The organism is Streptomyces aurantiacus (assembly GCF_027107535.1).
GTDB lineage: Bacteria > Actinomycetota > Actinomycetes > Streptomycetales > Streptomycetaceae > Streptomyces.
Map to the genome: position 1 here is coordinate 9,403,071 of NZ_CP114283.1, position 17,783 is coordinate 9,420,853.

Genomic DNA, 17,783 nt, shown 5'->3' on the forward strand with positions numbered 1-17,783 from the left:
AAGTGCGATGCCGGAATGACGGACAGCGAGGGCGCCGGGATGGCGGACAGCGAGAAGGTGGACGGCCATGAGCCGGACCACGGGGCGAGCGGCACCCCCCGCCCCCCGGCCACGCCGACGGAAACCCTGTCGGCGATGGACCACGTCATCGCCACCAGCATGGTCGCCCAGCAGGAGATGGCGCAGCGCCTGAACCTGAACGTCTCCGACCTGACCTGCTTCGGCTATGTCCTGGAGGCCGGCGAGGAACTCCCCACCGCGGGCGACCTGGCGAGCCGCCTCCACGTCACGACGGGCGCGATGACCGGCATCGTCAACCGCCTGGAACGCGCGGGCTACGTGACGCGCCGCCCGGACCCGGCCGACCGCCGCCGCGTACGCATCGCGGCGACGCCCGCCGCGGTCGCCCGCGTCACCGCTCTCTACGGCCCCTACTACGCCCGCCTGGCCGAGCAGTTCGGCGCCTACTCCCCCGCGGAGATCGCGGTCCTGAACGACTGGTTCACCAGGACGGGCAAGCTCATGACCGACTACCTGGACGAGGTCCGCCAGAACCCGTCACCGTGAGCACGACACAGGGCGCCGGAACGGCTTCGGCGCGGGCCCTCGCGACCGAGCGGCAACCACCGGGCGGGCAGCCGCCCTGTCCCCTGGCGATTAGCCGTCCCCCACCACTGCCGCCGCCCCCGCCGCTGCCATCGCCGCTGCCGTCGTTCTCGGGCGATCCGACGTCGGGCTCGACGTAGGCCGAAGGACGACGACCTGAACGCACGCGCCATCGCCGAGCGATCCACGGTTGCCGTCAGACACTGCCGTCAACGCAAAAGCCAGATGCCCCGTGGATTCCTCCACGGGGCATCTGGTCTGCTGTGCACTCGGCAGGATTCGAACCTGCAACCTTCTGATCCGTAGTCAGATGCTCTATCCGTTAAGCTACGAGTGCTTGTGTGTTCTGTTGTGTTTGCTCTTCCTTCCGGGCTTTTCGGCCCGGTCGGCGTTGCGGGAACAACATTACATGACTGGCGGCGTGAGGCGAAATCCGTTTGTCAGACCCGGCCTGACCTGCGAAAACAGCCTCGATACGGTCCCTGACGCGACCCGGGACGAGGCCCGGCACAGCGCTTGGAACGATCAAGAACAGTCGAAGCCCCGGTCAGAAGTGACCGGGGCTTCGTGATCCTGCGGAGGCGGAGGGATTTGAACCCTCGATGGGATTTGCGTCCCAAACCGCATTAGCAGTGCGGCGCCATAGACCGGACTAGGCGACGCCTCCAGCACAACCGTCCGCGCCAGCGCGAATGGTGCGTGCAGATGATGACACAGCCGAGCGGGCTGTCACCAATCGCCCCCCACGGTACTAGGCGGAAAGGCCCGAGGGCAAAGCACGGTCTGCGGCGCAACGTCAGGTGGGGGACGGCGTTAAGAGGAGTGGCCCTCTTCCCCGTCTCTCCACCCGCTCTCTCCGCCCACCGTCCGCCCGCACCCCGTGGAGCCACCATGCTGCGCCGCCTCGCCCTCACCGTCGTCACGTCCGCCGCGTCCCTCGCCGCGCTGTCCGCGGCGCCGCCGGCCGCGTACGCCGAGTCGCTGCCCTTCATGCCGCCGCCGGTGAGCGGGGCGGACGACGCCGATCGCCTCACCGTGACGGTGAGCAGGGCGGGCGGCGGCCTGGACGGGACGTTCGAGCTCGACTGCCATCCGGTGGGCGGCAGCCACCCCGATGCCCGGGCCGCCTGCGAACAGTTGGACCAGAAGACCTCGTGGGGCAGGAGCCCGTTCGCCCCGGCGCAGGAGGGCGGGATGTGCACGATGCAGTACGGCGGTCCTGCCACCGCGCGGGTCACGGGCACCTGGGCCGGCCGCCCCGTCGACGCGACGTATCAGCGGGGTGACGGATGCGAGATCGCGCGCTGGGACGCGCTCGTGCCCGTCCTTCCGGAACTGAGCGCGTAGCCGGTGCGCGGCGGTCTCATGGGCTCGGCCGACGGCCGGAACCGCGAACCGGCCGGTCACAGGTTCTTCGCGCCTTCTGCGGGCGTTCTGCTTCCCCTCTACGTGCGACCTCCCTCTCATCCGGCATCGCGAGCGCAACCTCTGCCCGTAGACTCCCTCGCGTGACACGTCGCGGACCCGTTGGCAAGATGGCTTCCGCGGTCGGCAAGGTGCGGTAACAGGGAGGAAGCGTCTCGTGAGCAGCAGGCCATCCCGAGGCGCTGCTCGCCTCGCAGCCATACTCGACGCGCTACCCGACGCGTTGGTGCTGGTCAACGCCAACGGAACGGTCGTCAACGCCAACACCATCGCCCTGGAGGCCTTCGAGACCCCGGGCACGGCTCTCGTGGGGCGCGGGCTGCTCGACCTGCTGCCGCAGTTCGACTCCCGGCTCATCCCCGGCACGATGCGGCGCCCCGAGACCGTCGACGAGAGCGGCCGCACCCGGCCGACCCGGATGATCGCCCGCCGCACCGACGGCAGCGAGTTCCCGGTCGAGGTCACGAGCGCGCATCTGGAGAACGGGCAGCAGGCGTACGACGGTTACGGATACACCGCCGACGAACTGCTGATGATCGTCGTACGGGATCTCTCCGGCACCGTCGACACCGAGGCGGAACTCGCGCGTTCGCAGCGCCAGACGGAGATGATCCTGCGTGCCGCCGCCGAGGGCGTCGTGGGCACGGACACCGAGGGACGGGTCGTCCTCGTCAACCCCGCCGCCGCGCAGATACTCGGTTTCCGGGCCAGCGACCTCGGCGGGCAGGAGCTGCACCCGCTGATGCTGCACTCCCGCGCGGACGGCGAGCCCTTCCCGTACGAGGAGTCGCCGCTCGCCGACACCCTGCGCTCCGGGCGCAAGCACCGGGTGCGCGGGCAGGTGCTGTGGTCCAAGAGCGGCGACAAGGTGCCGGTCGACCTGACCACCGCACCGGTGCGGGACGGGGACCAACTCGTCGGGGCCGTGATGACCTTCACGGACCGGCGGCCGTACGACGCGCTCGCCGAGGAGAAGGACGCCGAGGCCGCGCGCCATCAGGAGGAACTCGCGCAGGCCTCCGAAGCGCACGCCGAGGAGCTGGCCTCGCTCCGGGAGGAGCACGCGCGGGCACTCGGCGAGCTCCGCGAGCAGCACGAGGAGGAGCTGGCCGCCGGAGACGACCGGTACGCGGCCCTCGCCGAGCGCGAGAAGGACAGCTACGAAGCACTGGCCGCACGGCACGAGCAGCTTCTCGCCGTTCTGGGGCGCTCCCTGCGCGGGCCGCTCGACCAGCTGCGCGGCGAACTCGCCACCCTCGCCGCGGACGACGCCGGGCAGCTGTGGCCCGAGGCCAACCAGGTGCTGCATCACCTGTCGGCCGGCTACTCGCGCATCACCACCCTCGTCGACAACGTGCTCGCGTACCAGCGCCTCGACTCGGGATCCGAGAGCGTCACCCGTACGAAAGTGATGCTGGACGCGGTCGTCTCCGCCGGGGTCGACGGGGCGGTCGAGCTGATCGGGCCCGGACGGGTGCAGTTCGCCGTGCACGCGCCGCCCATCGAGGCCGAGGTCGACCCGCAGCGGCTCGCCACCGCCCTCGCGCATCTCATCGCGGACGTCGCGGGCGTCGACTCCACGGGCAACTCGCCGGTCTCGGCCGGCGGCTACATGGACAACACGGTCGTCGTCGCGGCCGCGCAGCGCGGTGAGGGCGTACGGATCGAGGTGCGCGGGCCGTACACCGGGGGAGACCCGGTACATGAGCCGATCGTCCGCGGGATCGTGCGCGCGCACGGCGGTGTGCTGCAGACGCACGAGGTCCCCGGGATGAGCGGCAGCGCGTTCGTCCTCGAAGTGCCCATCGGGGGCGGGGCCGGGTCGGTTCCGGCCGTCGGCCAGGGTGGCGACGCGGATGTGGATTCCGGTCCGGGGCCGGGCGGGGCGCCGAACGGCGCTCCGGCGTTGGGAGCGGGCTCCGGTGAGGCCGGCTCCGCACTCGCCCTGCCCGAGCAGGCTTCATCGCAGGGCGGCGGGCGGCGGCGGGCCCGGCGCGCCTCCGTCGACGCGTTCCTGGAGAGCGAGGTCGGCCCCCCGACGGAGACGGCTGTGCCCACCGGCCGGCGCAGGCGCGCCGGAGGGGACGGGGAACAGCCGGCGCTTCCGGCTCAGGTCTCCGCCGTAGCCGCGGACGAGGGCGGCGTCGAGGAGAACGGCGGATCGGGTCGGCGGCGTGGGCGGCCGAGTCCCGCCGAAGGCGGTGGCGTCTCCGAGGGCGGTGGCGTCTCCGAGGGTGCGGTCGTGACCGCCGCCGAGCACGCTGCCGGTACCGCGGCGACGGGGCTCGGGGCGACCGTGCCTCCGCAGGGCATGCCCGCGCCCGCCGGCGGGCGGCGTGCGCGACGGGACGGCGAACGGCAGGCCCTGCCCGCCGCGCTGCCCGCGGCCCCCTCTCCCGCTCCGGACGCGAGTACGGGTGGAGGTGGGGGTGGAGACACCGGCGGCGCCCAGCCCACCGGGCGGCGTCGGCGTGCGCTGGCCGCCGCGGCGGAGCGTGCGGCGGCCCAGGAGTCGGGACCGCGCGCGGTGTTCGCGCTGCCGCCGGCCGAGGCGGACCGCTCTCCCGAATACGCGGCCCAGGCGGCCCAGTACGCCCAGACCCACGGTCAGGCGCCCGCCCAGTCGGCAGACGGACGCCACGACGTGGCCCTGCACGATCCTGCCGACGATCACACGCCGCCCCAGCCGCATCCGGTGCAGGCCCCCAGCGGGCGGCGGCGGGCCCGGCAGAGCTCGGGTGAAGGCGATGTCGCGGCCGGTGGAGCACCGGGGGTTCCCGGTCAGCCGGTTCCGGCGCAGGCTGCTCACCCCTCCCCGCCGGTGCCGGGTGCGCCCGGTACCGCCGGTGCGCCCGGCCAGGCCGTGCCCGTTCCCGGGCAAGGGATCCCCGGGCAGGGACTCCCCGTTCAGGGTGCTCCCGGCCAGATGGTTCCCGGGCCGGGAATGCCTGGACAGCCGGGCTCCGTTCAGAATGATCCCGCGCAGCAGCCCATGCCGGGGCAGCTGCCCCCCGCGCAGGCCGTACCCGCGGAGGGCGCGCCCGCTCAGCCCTTCCCCGGGCAGGCCGCGCCCCTGCCTGCTCAGGGAGCCCCGGGTCACACCGCTCCCGCGGCCGTTCCCACCGCAGGGCAGACCGTTCCTCCGCAGGGCCTGCCCCAGCAGGGCATGCCTGGCCAGGCGCTCCCTCCGCAGGAGTCCGCCGCCGGTCAGGCGCTCCCTCCGCAGGCCGCCCCCGGGCAGCTGGCCCCCGCCGGTCTCGCAGGCCCCGCAGCGGGTTCCGTACCCGAGGGCTCCGCGGGCCAGGGCGCGGTCCCGGTGCCCTCCGCGCCGACCCAGGGCACTCCTGAGGCCGCGCAGCCGCAAGCTCAGCCCCAAGCCCAGGTGCCTCAGGCGCCTGCGGCCGAGGCACCGACCGGGAACGCAGCCGCGTCCGCTCAGCCGTGGGCCGGCGCGGCCGATCCCTCCGGCGCCGGTATGCCCGTGCAGCCGGAGGCCGCCGCGGCGGCCCAGTCGTGGACAGGCTCGGCCGAGGTGGCAGCCGCTCCGGAGCCCGCAGTGGCCCCTGAGCAGCCGCGTGTCGCGCAGCCCCTTCCCGCCGAGGCAGCGGCGCCGCCCGTCGACCCCAACTCGACCCAGGGCCGGGCGATCAGCGTCCGTACGCTCGGACAGGGCGTCCCGTTCGGCCGCCGCATGATCGACGCCCAGCAGCCCAGGCCGGGCCGGGCGGCCGTTCCCGCACCGCAGGCGCAGGCTCAGATGCAGGCGCAAGCCCAGCCCGCCGCGCAGGCGGGAGCCGTGCCGCAGCCCCAGGCGCCCACGCCTCCCCCGCACTCGACCAACGGCTCCGGGCGGCGCCGTAAGCTCGGCACCCGCCCCGAGCCCGTCGCCGAGCAGACGGACACCGGGGCGCGCCAGCACCCGCAGACCGGAGGGCAGCAGTCCCGGCTCGCCCACACCACCGAGGGCACCGGCCGGTCGTACGCCATAGGAGCCCCGGACGAGAACGCCGACGAGGGCCCCGAGCCGCTCGACGGACCGGGCGGCGCGGTAGAGGTCGCGAACCAGCCGCACCCTCAGCCGATGGACGACGAGCTGCCCCCTGAGCCGCTGGACAACCCGCGCCGGCTGCTGGTGTGGCCCGCGCCGGACATCACGACCCAGCAGGCACTGAGCGACCGCGGCTACCGGCCCGTCATCGTGCACTCGCGCGAGGAGGTCGACGCGCAGATCGCCGCCTTCCCGGCCGCGCTCTTCGTGGACCCACTCACCGGCCCGATCACCCGCACGGCGCTCCAGTCGCTGCGTCAGGCCGCCGTCGCCGCCGAGGTGCCGGTCCTGGTGACGGCGGGTCTCGGCCTGGCGACACGCGAGGCGGCATACGGCGCCGACCCGGCCGTACTCCTCAAGGCGTTGGCTCCGCGCGACAGCGAGCAGCACCCGCCGCGGGTACTCCTCATCGAGGAGCACGCGGAGATCGCGCTCGCGCTGACCTCGACGCTGGAGCGGCGCGGGATGCAGGTCGCGCGAGCCTCGTCCGACGCGGACGCGGTCACGCTGGCCGGGCAGATGCGGCCGAACCTGGTGGTGATGGACCTGATGCAGGTGCGTCGCCGACGCGCCGGGATCGTCGACTGGCTGCGCGCGAACGGACAGTTGAACCGCACCCCGCTCGTCGTCTACACCGCCGCCGTCGACCAGACCGAGTTGCCGCGGCTCGCCGCGGGGGAGACGGTGCTGTTCCTCGCCGAGCGATCGACGAGCGCCGAGGTGCAGGACCGGATCGTGGACCTGCTGGCCCGGATCGGCACCAACTGAATCTGCTCGGCCGGCGGCACCAACTGAACATACGCACATACGGGTTGGGGCGCTGTTTCACGTGAAACAGCGCCCCAACCCGCGTATCGGCCCGAACGCGCCCGGAAGGGCTGCGGATCCGATCCCCGTCAGATCTGTGTGACGTCCAGCTCGCCCGCCGCGTACTGCCTGCGCAGCACCTTCTTGTCGAACTTGCCGACGCTCGTCTTCGGCACGGTCTCGATGATCGTCCAGCGCTCGGGGAGCTGCCACTTGGCGATCTTGCCCTCGCCCGCGAGGAAGGACCGCAGGTCGTTGAAGTCGGCGCTGGCGCCCTCCTTCAACACCACGGTGGCGAGGGGGCGTTCACCCCACTTGTCGTCCGGGACGGCGACGACCGCGGCCTCGGCGACGTCGGGGTGGGCCATGAGGGCGTTCTCCAGGTCGACCGAGGAGATCCACTCTCCGCCGGACTTGATGACGTCCTTGGCGCGGTCGGTGAGGGTCAGGAAGCCGTCGGCGCTGATCGTGCCGACGTCACCGGTCTTGAGCCAGCCGTCCTCGCTGAACTTGTCGGCGGGGCGCAGGACTTCGGCGCCCTGACCTCCGTAGTACGCGCCCGCGATCCAGGGGCCCCGCACCTCCAGCTCACCGGCGGACTCGCCGTCCCACGGCAGTCGCTCGCCGCCCGGGCCGGTCAGCCGGGCCTCGACACCGGCCGGGAAGCGGCCCTGGGTGAGCCGGTACGCGAACTCCTCGTCCGAACCCACCTCCACGTGGGCCGGAGGCCGCGCGATCGTACCGAGCGGTGAGGTCTCCGTCATGCCCCAGGCGTGGCAGACACGCATGCCCAGCTCGTCGAACGCCGTCATGAGAGCGGGCGGACAGGCGGAGCCACCGATGGTGACCTGGGTCAGCGAACTCACGTCACGCGGCTTGGCCTTGAGCTCCGCGAGCAGCCCCTGCCAGATGGTGGGGACGGCGGCCGCGTGCGTCGGACGCTCGCTCTCGATCATCTCGGCGAGCGGCGCGGGCTGCAGGAAACGGTCCGGCATCAGCACGTTCACGCCGGTCATGAACATCGCGTGCGGCAGGCCCCAGGCGTTCACGTGGAACTGCGGGACCACGACGAGGGACGTGTCCCCGTCGGTGAGGCCCATGGACTGCGTCATGTTGACCTGCATCGAGTGCAGGTAGATGGACCGGTGCGAGTAGATGACGCCCTTGGGGTCGCCGGTCGTGCCGGAGGTGTAACACATGGCCGCGGCCTGGCGTTCGTCGAGCTCGGGCCAGTCGTAGCTGTCCGGCTTACCCGCGATCAGGTCGTCGTACTCGTGCACCTGGACCGTCGCCCCGTCCAGCAGCGAACGGTCGCCGGGGCCGGAGACAACCACGTGCTCGACCGACTTGAGGTGCGGGAGCAGCGGCGCGAGCAGCGGGAGCAGCGAACCGTTGGCCACGACCACGCGGTCGGCGGCGTGGTTGACGATCCAGACGAGCTGCTCGGGAGGCAGCCGGAGGTTCAGTGTGTGGAGGATCGCGCCCATGGCGGGGATCGCGTAGTACGCCTCGACGTGCTCGGCGTTGTTCCACATCAGCGTCGCGACCCGGTCGTCGTCGCGGACTCCGAGGTCGTCGCGCAGCGCGTGCGCCAGCTGGGCGGCCCGGGCTCCGATCTCGGCGAACGAGCGTCGGTGCGGCTCGCTCTCCCCGGTCCAGGTGATCACCTGGGATGAACCGTGGATCGTCGACCCATGGGTCAAGATCCTCGAGATCAGCAGTGGTACGTCCTGCATCGTGCTCAGCACGGCGTCCTCCCGGGGGCGACATTGCCTACGCGGTAGTAAGGGTTGGGCTGATTCTGCTCACATACCGCGCGGTATGTCACTACTCCAGGATGATCGATCACGTCACGACGGGATTGTTTGCCCGACGAGCGCTCTGTGCTCCCGCCGCGCCGATCAGCGCACTGGGCCCAGCTCAGGGTCCTCACGGAGCTTTCCCAGGGCGCGCGACACGGCCGACTTGACCGTTCCGACCGACACGCCCAGCACGTCCGCGGTCTGCACCTCGCTCAGGTCCTCGTAGTACCTGAGTACGACCATGGCCCGCTGCCGCGCGGGCAACTTCATGATCGCGCGCCACATCGCGTCGTGCAGCGCCTGGTGCTCCGCCGGGTCTCCGGCCGGCGGGGCCTGCGGCTCCGGCAGTTCGTCGCACGCGAACTCGTCGACCTTCCGCTTCCGCCACTGCGACGTCCGCGTGTTCAGCAGCGCCCGCCGCACGTAGCCGTCGAGCGCCCTGTGGTCCTCGATCCGCTCCCACGCGACGTACGTCTTCGTGAGTGCGGTCTGCAGCAGGTCCTCCGCGTCGCACGGGTTCGCGGTCAGCGAGCGCGCGGTACGCAGCAACACCGGTTGGCGGGCCTTCACGTACGAGGAGAACGACGGGTACGCATGAGTCCGCGTCGCGGCATTCGAAGCGCTGGTGCAGACGGATGTGGTCATGGCTCCACGCTAGGATCGCCCCCTACTCCAGCGGATCGGCCGCAGGTCCCGAAGCCGTGTCCGCCTCAGGTTGTAGGAGGGGGGCAGGCCCCACCTCCTGAAGGTGGACACGAGGCTCCGGACCCCTGAGGGTTCACCCCTGAGAGACGGCTTCTTCCGCAGTAGCCCGCTCCCCGCCCTGATGCGGGAGGACTAGAGGCGCACTCCGGACGGAGCGGGTGGAAGCGGCCGCGCGCCCGCCGCACGGTACGACCACGGCTTGCGGAGCCTGCCGAACGCGCCCCGATCCGCCGACCTCCGCCGACAGGTACACACGTGCCCTCACGCCCTGCGGTACGCGCCTGCTCCGCCCATGACCCCGCGATACCCGCCCCCTGGCTCGTGGTACCCGCGCTCTGCCTGGGCGGCGGCCGCGACGCGTGGGTCCGGCAGAAAGCCGGACCCACGGCCGCCGAGAACCCGGCTCGACCGCTCAGCCGATGCGCGCGACGGGCGCGTGCATCACATTGCGGTCGATCAGCAGCGTGCGGCCGCCGTGCCGTTCGCGTACGTTGCCCGCGTACTGGTGGATGCGCCGCGCGGGCGCCCACGCGGTCCTCCGCAGGACGGGCTCCTTGTCGAGCTGGGCCCGCACTCCCCACCGTGCGAACCACATCACCGCCGGCAGATCCCGCACACCGGCCCGCCGCGCGCTCTCGATGTGGCGCACGCCCGACTCGGCACTGCTGTAGAAGCCCGGCAGATACCCCTGGCGCGACACCTCCCGGTCCCATCCGCGCACGAACAGGAGCGTGGAGCGGGCACACCTCTTGTTCCGATGCGCATAGGCCTCCATGTCCAGGAAGAGCGGGCTCCCCGGACGGATGCCGAGCGCCGCCGCCCTCCTCACCGCGTCACGCGCCTCCGCCGTCCCCTGCTTCCAGGGATGCCCGCCGATCCGGACGTTCCTCTTGTGCTTCGCGAACACACAGGTCGACTGCGAGCCCACGTACAACGGCAGCACGCGCCAGCCCTGGCCGTGCACCGTCCGCATCCAGCGGTGACTCAGATGGGGCTGGGCCCGGCAGGCCCGTCCGCGACCGCCGAAGTAGACGCCCACGGCCCGGTACGAGGACGCCCGCCACCGCCGCATGGTGTCCGCGGACGGCGCCCGACAGGTGTCGAACGCACGGCCCTTGTAGACGAGCGGCCCGGGTCTCGCGCCCGGCTCCGGGGCGTGGGAACCCGCCGGTGCGAGGGCACCCGGCGCCCATGGCCCCGCCTCCGCGGGGGGTGCGGCCGTGAGCCCCATCAGGAGCAGCACGAATCCGAGTCCGACGATCACCTTGTGAGAACGCAGCCAACGCATACGCCGAGTCAACGGTCCCGCCCGGGCGGTCGGCCCCGGACACGCGCCACGTTCATCCGTCCGCCCCCGGAATCAGCCCCGATCGTCCGAACCCAGGATCAGCCCCGACGTCGGAACGCCCGTCCCGGCGGTCACCAGCACGCGACGGGCTCCCGGTATCTGGTTCACCGCCGAACCGCGCAGTTGTCGTACTCCCTCCGCCACTCCGTTCATCCCGTGCAGATACGCCTCACCGAGCTGCCCGCCGTGGGTGTTCAACGGCAGCCGTTCCTCCGCCACGAAGTCCGCGGCCTCACCAGGCTTGCAGAACCCGAACTCCTCCAGCTGTGTCAGCACGAACGGCGTGAAGTGGTCGTACAGGATCCCGACGTCGATCTCGGCCGGCGTCAGCCCCGACGTGCGCCACAGCTGCCGGGCCACCACGCCCATCTCGGGCAGCCCCGTCAGGTCGTCCCGGTAGAAGCTGGTCATCTGCTCCTGCGCCCGCCCCGCGCCCTGGGCGGCCGCGGTGATCACGGCCGGCGAATGCGGCAGGTCGCGCGCCCGCTCCACCGAGGTGACGACCAGGGCCTGACCGCCGTCGGTCTCCTGACAGCAGTCGAGCAGCCGCAACGGCTCGACGATCCAGCGCGAAGCGGCATGGTCAGCGAGCGTGATCGGTCTGCCGTGGAAGTACGCCGCCGGGTTGGTCGCCGCGTACTTCCGGTCCACGACCGCCACATGCCCGAACGCCTCGGGGGTCAGCCCGTACGTGTGCAGATAGCGCTGGGCCGCCATCGCCACCCAGGACGCGGGCGTGAGCAGTCCGAAGGGCAGCGCCCAGCCGAGTGCGGCGCCCTCGGCCGACGGCTCCCGCCGCTGCACCCCGGAGCCGAATCTCCGCCCCGACCGTTCGTTGAACGCCCGGTAGCAGACCACCACCTCGGCCACCCCCGAGGCCACGGCGAGCGCGGCCTGCTGGACGGTCGCGCAGGCCGCCCCGCCGCCGTAGTGGATCCGGGAGAAGAAGGACAGCTCCCCCATGCCGGCTGCCTGGGCGACGGTGATCTCGGGACTCGTGTCCATCGTGAACGTCACCATGCCGTCCACATCGCCCGGCGTGAGCCCTGCGTCGTCCAGCGCTGCCCGCACCGCCTCCACCGCGAGCCGCAGCTCGCTGCGCCCCGAGTCCTTGGAGAACTCGGTGGCCCCGATCCCGACGACGGCCGCCCGCCCGCCGAGGCTGTCCTTCGTCCGTACGCTCATGTCCGGCCCTCCGCGTCCTGGACCGCGGCCGGGTCCGTAGCCGGGGCAGCGCCGGTATCCGCCCGCGGCACCGTGACCGTGACCGTGACCGTCCCCGTGACATGTCTGCCGATGCCGTTGGCGCCGACGACCCGTACCGTCGCCGTGTCACCCCGGACGTCCTCCACCCTGCCGGTCAGCACCATGGTGTCGCCCGGGTAGTTGGGCGCACCGAGCCTGATCGCCACCCCCCGCAGCACGGCCCGGGGCCCGAAATGGTCCGTGATGTAGCGTCCGACCAGTCCGTTGGTCGTCAGGATGTTCATGAAGATGTCCGGCGAGCCCTTCTGCCGTGCCAGCTCCGCGTCGTGATGCACGTCCTGGTAGTCGCGCGAGGCGATCGCCCCGGCGACGACGAGTGTGCGGGTGATCTCGATCTCCAGGGGCGGCAGCGCATCACCAACGCGCACCGGCCCGACATCGGTGGTCATGAGTCCCCCTCACCGTGCACGATCAGCTCCCCCAGCTCCTGGAGCAGTTCGCTCCCGCCTCCCAGATACGCCTCCAGCTGCCGTCCCCACAGGAAGTGCCGGTGCACGGGATGTTCGAGGTCGGCTCCCATTCCGCCGTGCAGATGCTGTCCCGCGTGGACGACGCGGTGCCCCGCCTCCGACGCCCACCATGCGGCGGTCAGCGCATGTGTGGCGTAGTCCAGCCCTTCGTCCCGTCGCCACGCCGCTTCGTAGGCCGTGACCCGTATCGCCTCGGTGTCCATGTACGCGTCGGCGGCCCGGAGTTGCACCCCCTGCTTGGCGGCGAGCGGTCGTCCGAACTGCTCGCGGGTGTTGGTGTACTCGACCGCCCTGGCCACCGAGCCCGCGCACACCCCTGCCTGCAGCCCCGCGAAGGCCGTTCGCGCACTGGCCAGCACGTCGTCGTACGCCGCGACACCTCTCTCCGAGACGCCCCTCCCGCTTCCGTCCGGGTCGCCGAGGCGCTCGCCCGGTGACGTGTCCAGCGTCAGGCGTCCGGCGGCCCAGGGGGCCGTCAACTCCACGGGGTCACACCGGGCGTCGAGGGTCCGTACGAGCCACAACCGGTGCTCGTCGTCGGCGACGAGCACGTGCGTGGCATCGCGGAGCCAGGGCACGACGGGGACCACACCGCTCAGCCTCCCGGGCGGGCCGACCCGTACGGCGGCCTCGGGCAGAGCGCCGGTCACCACCACGGTCCCCTCCGCGATTCCCGGCAGCAGCCGCTCCCGCTGCTCCGCCGAACCGTGCGCCGACACGGCGAGCAGCCCGTAGACACAGCTCGCCGCGAAGGGCACCTGAGCCGTCGTCCGCCCCTGCTCCTCCAGGAGAAGCACCAGCCCGAGAAGCCCTGTGTCCTGGACGGCGGCCGGCAGCCCCGCCTCACACAACGTCTTCCACAACTCGTCGTCGCTGTCCGTCCCGGTGGCGGTCAGCCGCTCGTGCGTGGACAGGTCACCGAAGATCCGCGCGGCCAGGTCACGAGCCGCCGCCTGCTCCTCCGTCGGTGTGAAGTCCATGTCAGACTTCGCTCCCCTCGGTGGCCCGGAAGACCGGCAGCTCCAGCTCTTCGTCCACCCGCTCGAACTCCAGCCGCACCGGCATACCGATCCGCACCCTGTCGTGCGGCACCCCCACCACATTGCTGATCATCCGTACGCCTTCGGCGAGTTCGACCAGCCCCACGGCATACGGAGGATCGAAGGCGGGGAAGGGCGGGTGGTGCATCACCACGTACGAATAGACGGTCCCCTCGCCCGCCGCCTCGACCGTGTCCCACTCCATGCCTCCGCAGGCGTTGCACCCCGGCAGCCAGGGGAACCGCAGTGTCCTGCACTCTTCGCAGCGCTGTATGAGCAGCCGGTGCCGCGACACGCCCTCCCAGAATCCGGCGTTGTCACGATTGACGACGGGGCGGGGCCGCTCGGAAAGAGAGCGCTCGGAACCAGACCTCTCAGAGCGGGGAGTTGTCGCGTCTGCCCCGGGCTGCGCCGCCCGCCGACCGGCCGCCGCGACCGGCCCGGCCTCCGACGCCTCGGCCCTCCCCGTCACCGGGCTGTCCCTCCGAGCCCGCCCAACGGGCACGTACTTGAGGATCCTGAAGCGGTGCGTCCCCGCCGGCTCGCCCCCTGCCCGTACATCCATCCGCGTCGTGACGAAGTACCCCGTGCCCAGCTTGGTCGTCTTGCGCTCGGAGACCGACTCGATCACCGCGTCGAAGGTGATCAGGTCCCCGGGCCGCAACGGCCGCAGATACTCCTGCTCGCAGTCGGTGGCCACCACCGAGGTGTACCCGGCGCCGTCGAGCAGCCCGAGCAGCTCGTCGTACGCCTCGGAGCGTCCCTCGTGCCCGGACAGGCCCCCCATCGTCCAGGCCTGGAGCATCGTGGGCGGTGCCACGGCCTCCGCTCCCGCGTACGCCGGATTCGTGTCTCCCAGCGCCTCGCACCAGTGCCGGATCATCGGTGCGTTGACCAGGTCCTTGCCCACGCCTCCGACGGCGGCCGCACACCCCTCGTACGCCTTCAACCGCGCGTACACGTCCTCGTACCCGCCTCCGGCCCCGCCCACGGGCGCCGCCCCCTTTCCGCTCGACCCGGCCCTCCCGCTCACCGCCGCCCCCTGGTCATCCCGAGCCGCATCGTCGCCACGATCTCCCGCTGCACCTCGCTCACCCCGCCCCCGAACGTGTTGATCTGCGCCGCTCTGTTCATCCGCTCCAGCTCGCCGTCCTCGAAGACACCCGGCGAACCGGAACGGACCAGCGCGTCCGATCCGACAATTTCCTGACACATTCGGTACACCGCGACGGCCGATTCGGTTCCCACGACTTTCACGCCACTGGCGTCTCCGGCCGCCAGCCGACCGGCCCCCACATCACCCACCAAACGCCAGTTGAGCAGGCGTGTTGCCGCCAGGCGGGCATGTACCTCGGCCAGCTTCGAGCGCACCCAGGGCTCGTCAACCCTGCGCCGCCCTGTCACCGGATCGGGCGTTCGGGCGGCGGCCAGTACGGCCGCGTAGAAGTCCTCGGCCTGCATCCCGATGGCCGCGAGCGCGACCCGCTCGTGGTTGAGCTGGTTGGTGATGAGCCCCCAGCCGCCGTTCTCCTCACCGACGAGCCGGGACGCCGGGACCCGGATCCCGTCGTAGTACGTGGCCGTCGTGGTCAGTCCGCCCACCGTCTCGATCGGCGTCCACGAGAACCCCGGAGCGTCCGTGGGGACCAACAGGATCGAGATCCCCTTGTGCTTCGGCGCGTCGGGGTCCGTGCGGCAGGCGAGCCAGATCCAGTCGGCGTGCTGGGCGTTGGAGGTGAACACCTTCTGCCCGTCGACAAGCCACTCGCCGCCGGCTCCCGCCCCATCTCTCCCTCCGGAGCCGCCATTTGCACCCGTGCCCGCCCTCGTGCCAGCGTCCTCGCCATCGCCGCCCTCGCGGCCGACCCGCACGGCCCGCGTCCGCAACGATGCAAGATCCGTCCCCGCCGAGGGCTCGCTGTAGCCGATCGCGAACACGAGCTCCCCGCGCAGAATCCGCGGCAGGAAGAAGTCCTTCTGCTCGTCGGTCCCGTACTTCATGAGCGTCGGCCCGACCGTGTTCAGCGTCACCATGGAGACCGGAGCGCCGGCCCTGTAGGCCTCGTCGAAGAAGACGAACTGCTCGTCGGCACCGCGCCCTTGGCCCCCGTACACCTCAGGCCAGCCGAGCCCCAGCCAGCCGTCGGCGCCGATCCGCCGCAACAGCGCGCGCTGTCCGTCCGGCCCGGTGGCGGAAGGCCCTTCCGGCATCAGCTCACGGAAGTAGGCGCGGAGTTCGGCGCGCAGTCGTCGCTGGCGCTCGGTGGGGGCGAGATGCACGACGACGGCCCTCCCGGACCTCGTACGAACAAGGGTTTCTGACTGTCCGTCAGATACCCCCGGCTGTCAAGGTCGAGACGGCCATGGCACCCGCTGACGCGGACGGAAGGAATGGACGGCACACCGCGCACCGGAAATACAGCACACCGGGCATGCAGCACGGCGGCCACACCGCGCGGCGCACCCCGGCGCGCGCCGCACCAGGCGTGCGTCACACCTGCCGTTCGGCAGGCTCGAAGGGCGGGCGAACACGTCTGCGCGGCGATGCCGAAGCACCGCCGCGCAGACGTGTTACCACCCCACAAAACACCTCACCAGGAGGCGTACTGGCCGCCGGGGGTCTCCAGTCCCCGACAGCCCCCGACTCACCAGAGGTGGGTGAAGTTGACGGCGATGTTCTCGTTCGACTGGTCGATGGCCGTGAACGCCGAACCGTTCACCTGCGCCGTGTTGCTCTGATTCGAGGCACCGGAGCCCACGGCCTGTTGTTGAGTCGTGGACGAGGTGCCGTAGTTGTCCCCACCGACACCGCTGCCACCGACCGTCGCCACGGCCGCGTTCGATCCGTTGTCCGCGAACGAGCCGTTGTCGGCCACCGCCACGCCCGAGAAGAGGGCGGCGGCGAGCGGCAGGGCTGCCGCGGCGGCAAGAACGCGAGCAGTACGGATGCTTGCCATGTGTGTTCCTCCAGAAGCGGGAAGTACATGCCGGTCAGGGCCGGCTGAGTACGGCTGGATCTGAGGCAGTTGGCCGACCGCCTCGGTGTTCGTTCACGACGTCGCGAGATCAGAATTGCCCACCGAATCCCCGGCGAACCACCCCGGAAGCCGCTATTCGCTCGCAAGCGTGAGGACATGTCAATAAACCCCCTTCACGCCCCGAAACCGCAGTTCAGGACGGTGCGGACATCCCCATCCCATACGCCGCAAGAGATGAAGCGTTCCGTCACTTTTTCGGCCAATCTCCCCAGGCGGGTTTTCGCACCCCACCCGACCCTCTCGACCCTCCACCCCAGCGGCCCCCGACCTGCGGGCGAGCCGCCCACGAGGCCCTGCCCCGCGCGGCCCCACCCCTTCCCTTTCTCGAACACTCGTACGAAAATAGAGTCATGGCCACCATAGACCGGCAGGCCACGACGCTGGCCCTCGCACACGCCCTGTCAGCCGCCGAACGCGGACTGGCCGTCATCCCGCTGTCCCGGACCAAACTCCCGGCGCTCCGCTCGCCCCATCGCGACGACCCGACGGCACCGCCCTGTCACGGTGAGTGCGGCCGCTTCGGGCACGGGGTGTACGACGCCTCGACCGACCCCCACCGCATACGCGAACTCTTCACCGCCGCCCCCTGGGCCACCGGCTACGGCATCGCCTGCGGCCTCGACCCGCACCACCTCATCGGCATAGACCTGGACACCAAGTCGGGTACGGACTCGTCCGCGGCTCTACGAGAACTGGCCCTGCGCCACCTGTTCACGATTCCCGAGACGGTCGTCGTACTGACCCCCAGCGGCGGCCGCCACCTCTGGCTGAGCGGCCCGCCCGACGTCGTCGTCCCCAACTCGGCGGGCCGACTGGCCCCGGGCATCGACATCCGCGGCGCCGGCGGCTACCTCGTCGGCCCGGGCTCACGCACCGAACACGGCGTCTACGGCACAGTCCCGGGCACAGCCCACCTGGCGCCGGCTCCCTGCCCGACCTCACTGCTGCGCATCCTCATGCCACCGCCCCGCACCCACTCCACCGCGGCCGCCTCGGCGAACCAACAGGGCCAGGGCCTCGTCCAGTTCGTCCTCGCAGCCCACGCGGGCCAGCGCAACACCCGCCTCTTCTGGGCGGCCTGCCGCGCGTACGAGAACGACCTCGGCCCGGAACTGACCGAAGCCCTGGTCGACGCCGCGATCCGCACGGGCCTCACCGAACGCGAGGCCCGCTCGACGATCACGTCGGCATCCCGCATGACAAGCCACCGCCCGTAGCCCGGAACCAC

General features: G+C 71.6%; 13 protein-coding genes and 2 tRNA genes. 4 read left to right on the top strand and 11 right to left on the bottom strand.

Going from position 1 to position 17,783, the window contains the following annotated elements:
• The first annotated feature begins 39 nt into the window (after positions 1 to 39).
• A complete protein-coding gene (locus O1Q96_RS43540) occupies positions 40 to 567 on the top strand; it encodes a MarR family winged helix-turn-helix transcriptional regulator (RefSeq protein ID WP_331276119.1) in 528 nt (175 codons plus the stop codon).
• A 303-nt stretch (positions 568 to 870) separates the two neighbouring features.
• On the opposite strand, the gene O1Q96_RS43545 is transcribed toward O1Q96_RS43540, so the two are convergent.
• Both O1Q96_RS43545 and O1Q96_RS43550 read right to left on the bottom strand, forming a co-directional pair.
• Positions 871 to 943 (bottom strand) — tRNA-Arg (locus O1Q96_RS43545).
• 239 nt (positions 944 to 1,182) lie between these two features.
• A tRNA-Ser gene (locus tag O1Q96_RS43550) sits at positions 1,183 to 1,273 on the bottom strand.
• A gap of 224 nt (positions 1,274 to 1,497) precedes the next feature.
• Here O1Q96_RS43550 and O1Q96_RS43555 point away from each other — a divergent pair.
• Both O1Q96_RS43555 and O1Q96_RS43560 read left to right on the top strand, forming a co-directional pair.
• On the top strand, positions 1,498 to 1,953 hold the full coding sequence (locus tag O1Q96_RS43555; RefSeq protein WP_269253337.1) for an SSI family serine proteinase inhibitor: 456 nt from the start codon (positions 1,498 to 1,500) through the stop codon (positions 1,951 to 1,953).
• Positions 1,954 to 2,188: 235 nt separating this feature from the next.
• Complete coding sequence (locus tag O1Q96_RS43560) at positions 2,189 to 6,847, top strand: PAS domain-containing protein (RefSeq protein ID WP_269253338.1); 4,659 nt, start codon at positions 2,189 to 2,191, stop codon at positions 6,845 to 6,847.
• A gap of 128 nt (positions 6,848 to 6,975) precedes the next feature.
• On the opposite strand, the gene O1Q96_RS43565 is transcribed toward O1Q96_RS43560, so the two are convergent.
• From O1Q96_RS43565 to O1Q96_RS43605, 9 genes are all read right to left on the bottom strand, one after another.
• Entirely contained in the window at positions 6,976 to 8,634 is a 1,659-nt protein-coding gene (locus O1Q96_RS43565) for a long-chain fatty acid--CoA ligase (protein ID WP_269253339.1), read from the bottom strand.
• Positions 8,635 to 8,787: 153 nt separating this feature from the next.
• Positions 8,788 to 9,333, bottom strand: coding sequence for a SigE family RNA polymerase sigma factor (locus O1Q96_RS43570; RefSeq protein WP_269253340.1), 546 nt, complete (start codon positions 9,331 to 9,333; stop codon positions 8,788 to 8,790).
• A gap of 472 nt (positions 9,334 to 9,805) precedes the next feature.
• Positions 9,806 to 10,681 carry a glycoside hydrolase domain-containing protein gene (locus O1Q96_RS43575; RefSeq protein ID WP_269253341.1) on the bottom strand — a complete coding sequence of 292 codons (876 nt, stop codon included), beginning with the start codon at positions 10,679 to 10,681 and terminating at the stop codon, positions 9,806 to 9,808.
• 72 nt (positions 10,682 to 10,753) lie between these two features.
• Positions 10,754 to 11,926 carry a lipid-transfer protein gene (locus tag O1Q96_RS43580; RefSeq protein WP_269253342.1) on the bottom strand — a complete coding sequence of 391 codons (1,173 nt, stop codon included), beginning with the start codon at positions 11,924 to 11,926 and terminating at the stop codon, positions 10,754 to 10,756.
• Entirely contained in the window at positions 11,923 to 12,375 is a 453-nt protein-coding gene (locus tag O1Q96_RS43585) for a MaoC family dehydratase (protein ID WP_269253959.1), read from the bottom strand. The genes O1Q96_RS43580 and O1Q96_RS43585 overlap by 4 nt, the downstream gene beginning before the upstream one ends.
• A gap of 17 nt (positions 12,376 to 12,392) precedes the next feature.
• Positions 12,393 to 13,457 (bottom strand): acyl-CoA dehydrogenase family protein, encoded by a 1,065-nt coding sequence (locus O1Q96_RS43590; protein ID WP_269253343.1) that lies wholly within the window; start codon positions 13,455 to 13,457, stop codon positions 12,393 to 12,395.
• 1 nt (position 13,458) lies between these two features.
• Entirely contained in the window at positions 13,459 to 14,508 is a 1,050-nt protein-coding gene (locus tag O1Q96_RS43595; RefSeq protein ID WP_269253344.1) for a bifunctional MaoC family dehydratase N-terminal/OB-fold nucleic acid binding domain-containing protein, read from the bottom strand.
• Positions 14,509 to 14,546: 38 nt separating this feature from the next.
• Positions 14,547 to 15,797 (bottom strand): acyl-CoA dehydrogenase family protein, encoded by a 1,251-nt coding sequence (locus tag O1Q96_RS43600; protein WP_269253345.1) that lies wholly within the window; start codon positions 15,795 to 15,797, stop codon positions 14,547 to 14,549.
• Between the two features lie 365 nt (positions 15,798 to 16,162).
• Positions 16,163 to 16,474 carry a hypothetical protein gene (locus tag O1Q96_RS43605; protein WP_217457224.1) on the bottom strand — a complete coding sequence of 104 codons (312 nt, stop codon included), beginning with the start codon at positions 16,472 to 16,474 and terminating at the stop codon, positions 16,163 to 16,165.
• Positions 16,475 to 16,905: 431 nt separating this feature from the next.
• On the opposite strand from O1Q96_RS43605, the gene O1Q96_RS43610 reads away from it, so the two are divergent.
• Positions 16,906 to 17,772, top strand: coding sequence for a bifunctional DNA primase/polymerase (locus O1Q96_RS43610; RefSeq protein ID WP_269253346.1), 867 nt, complete (start codon positions 16,906 to 16,908; stop codon positions 17,770 to 17,772).
• Positions 17,773 to 17,783: the final 11 nt, after the last annotated feature.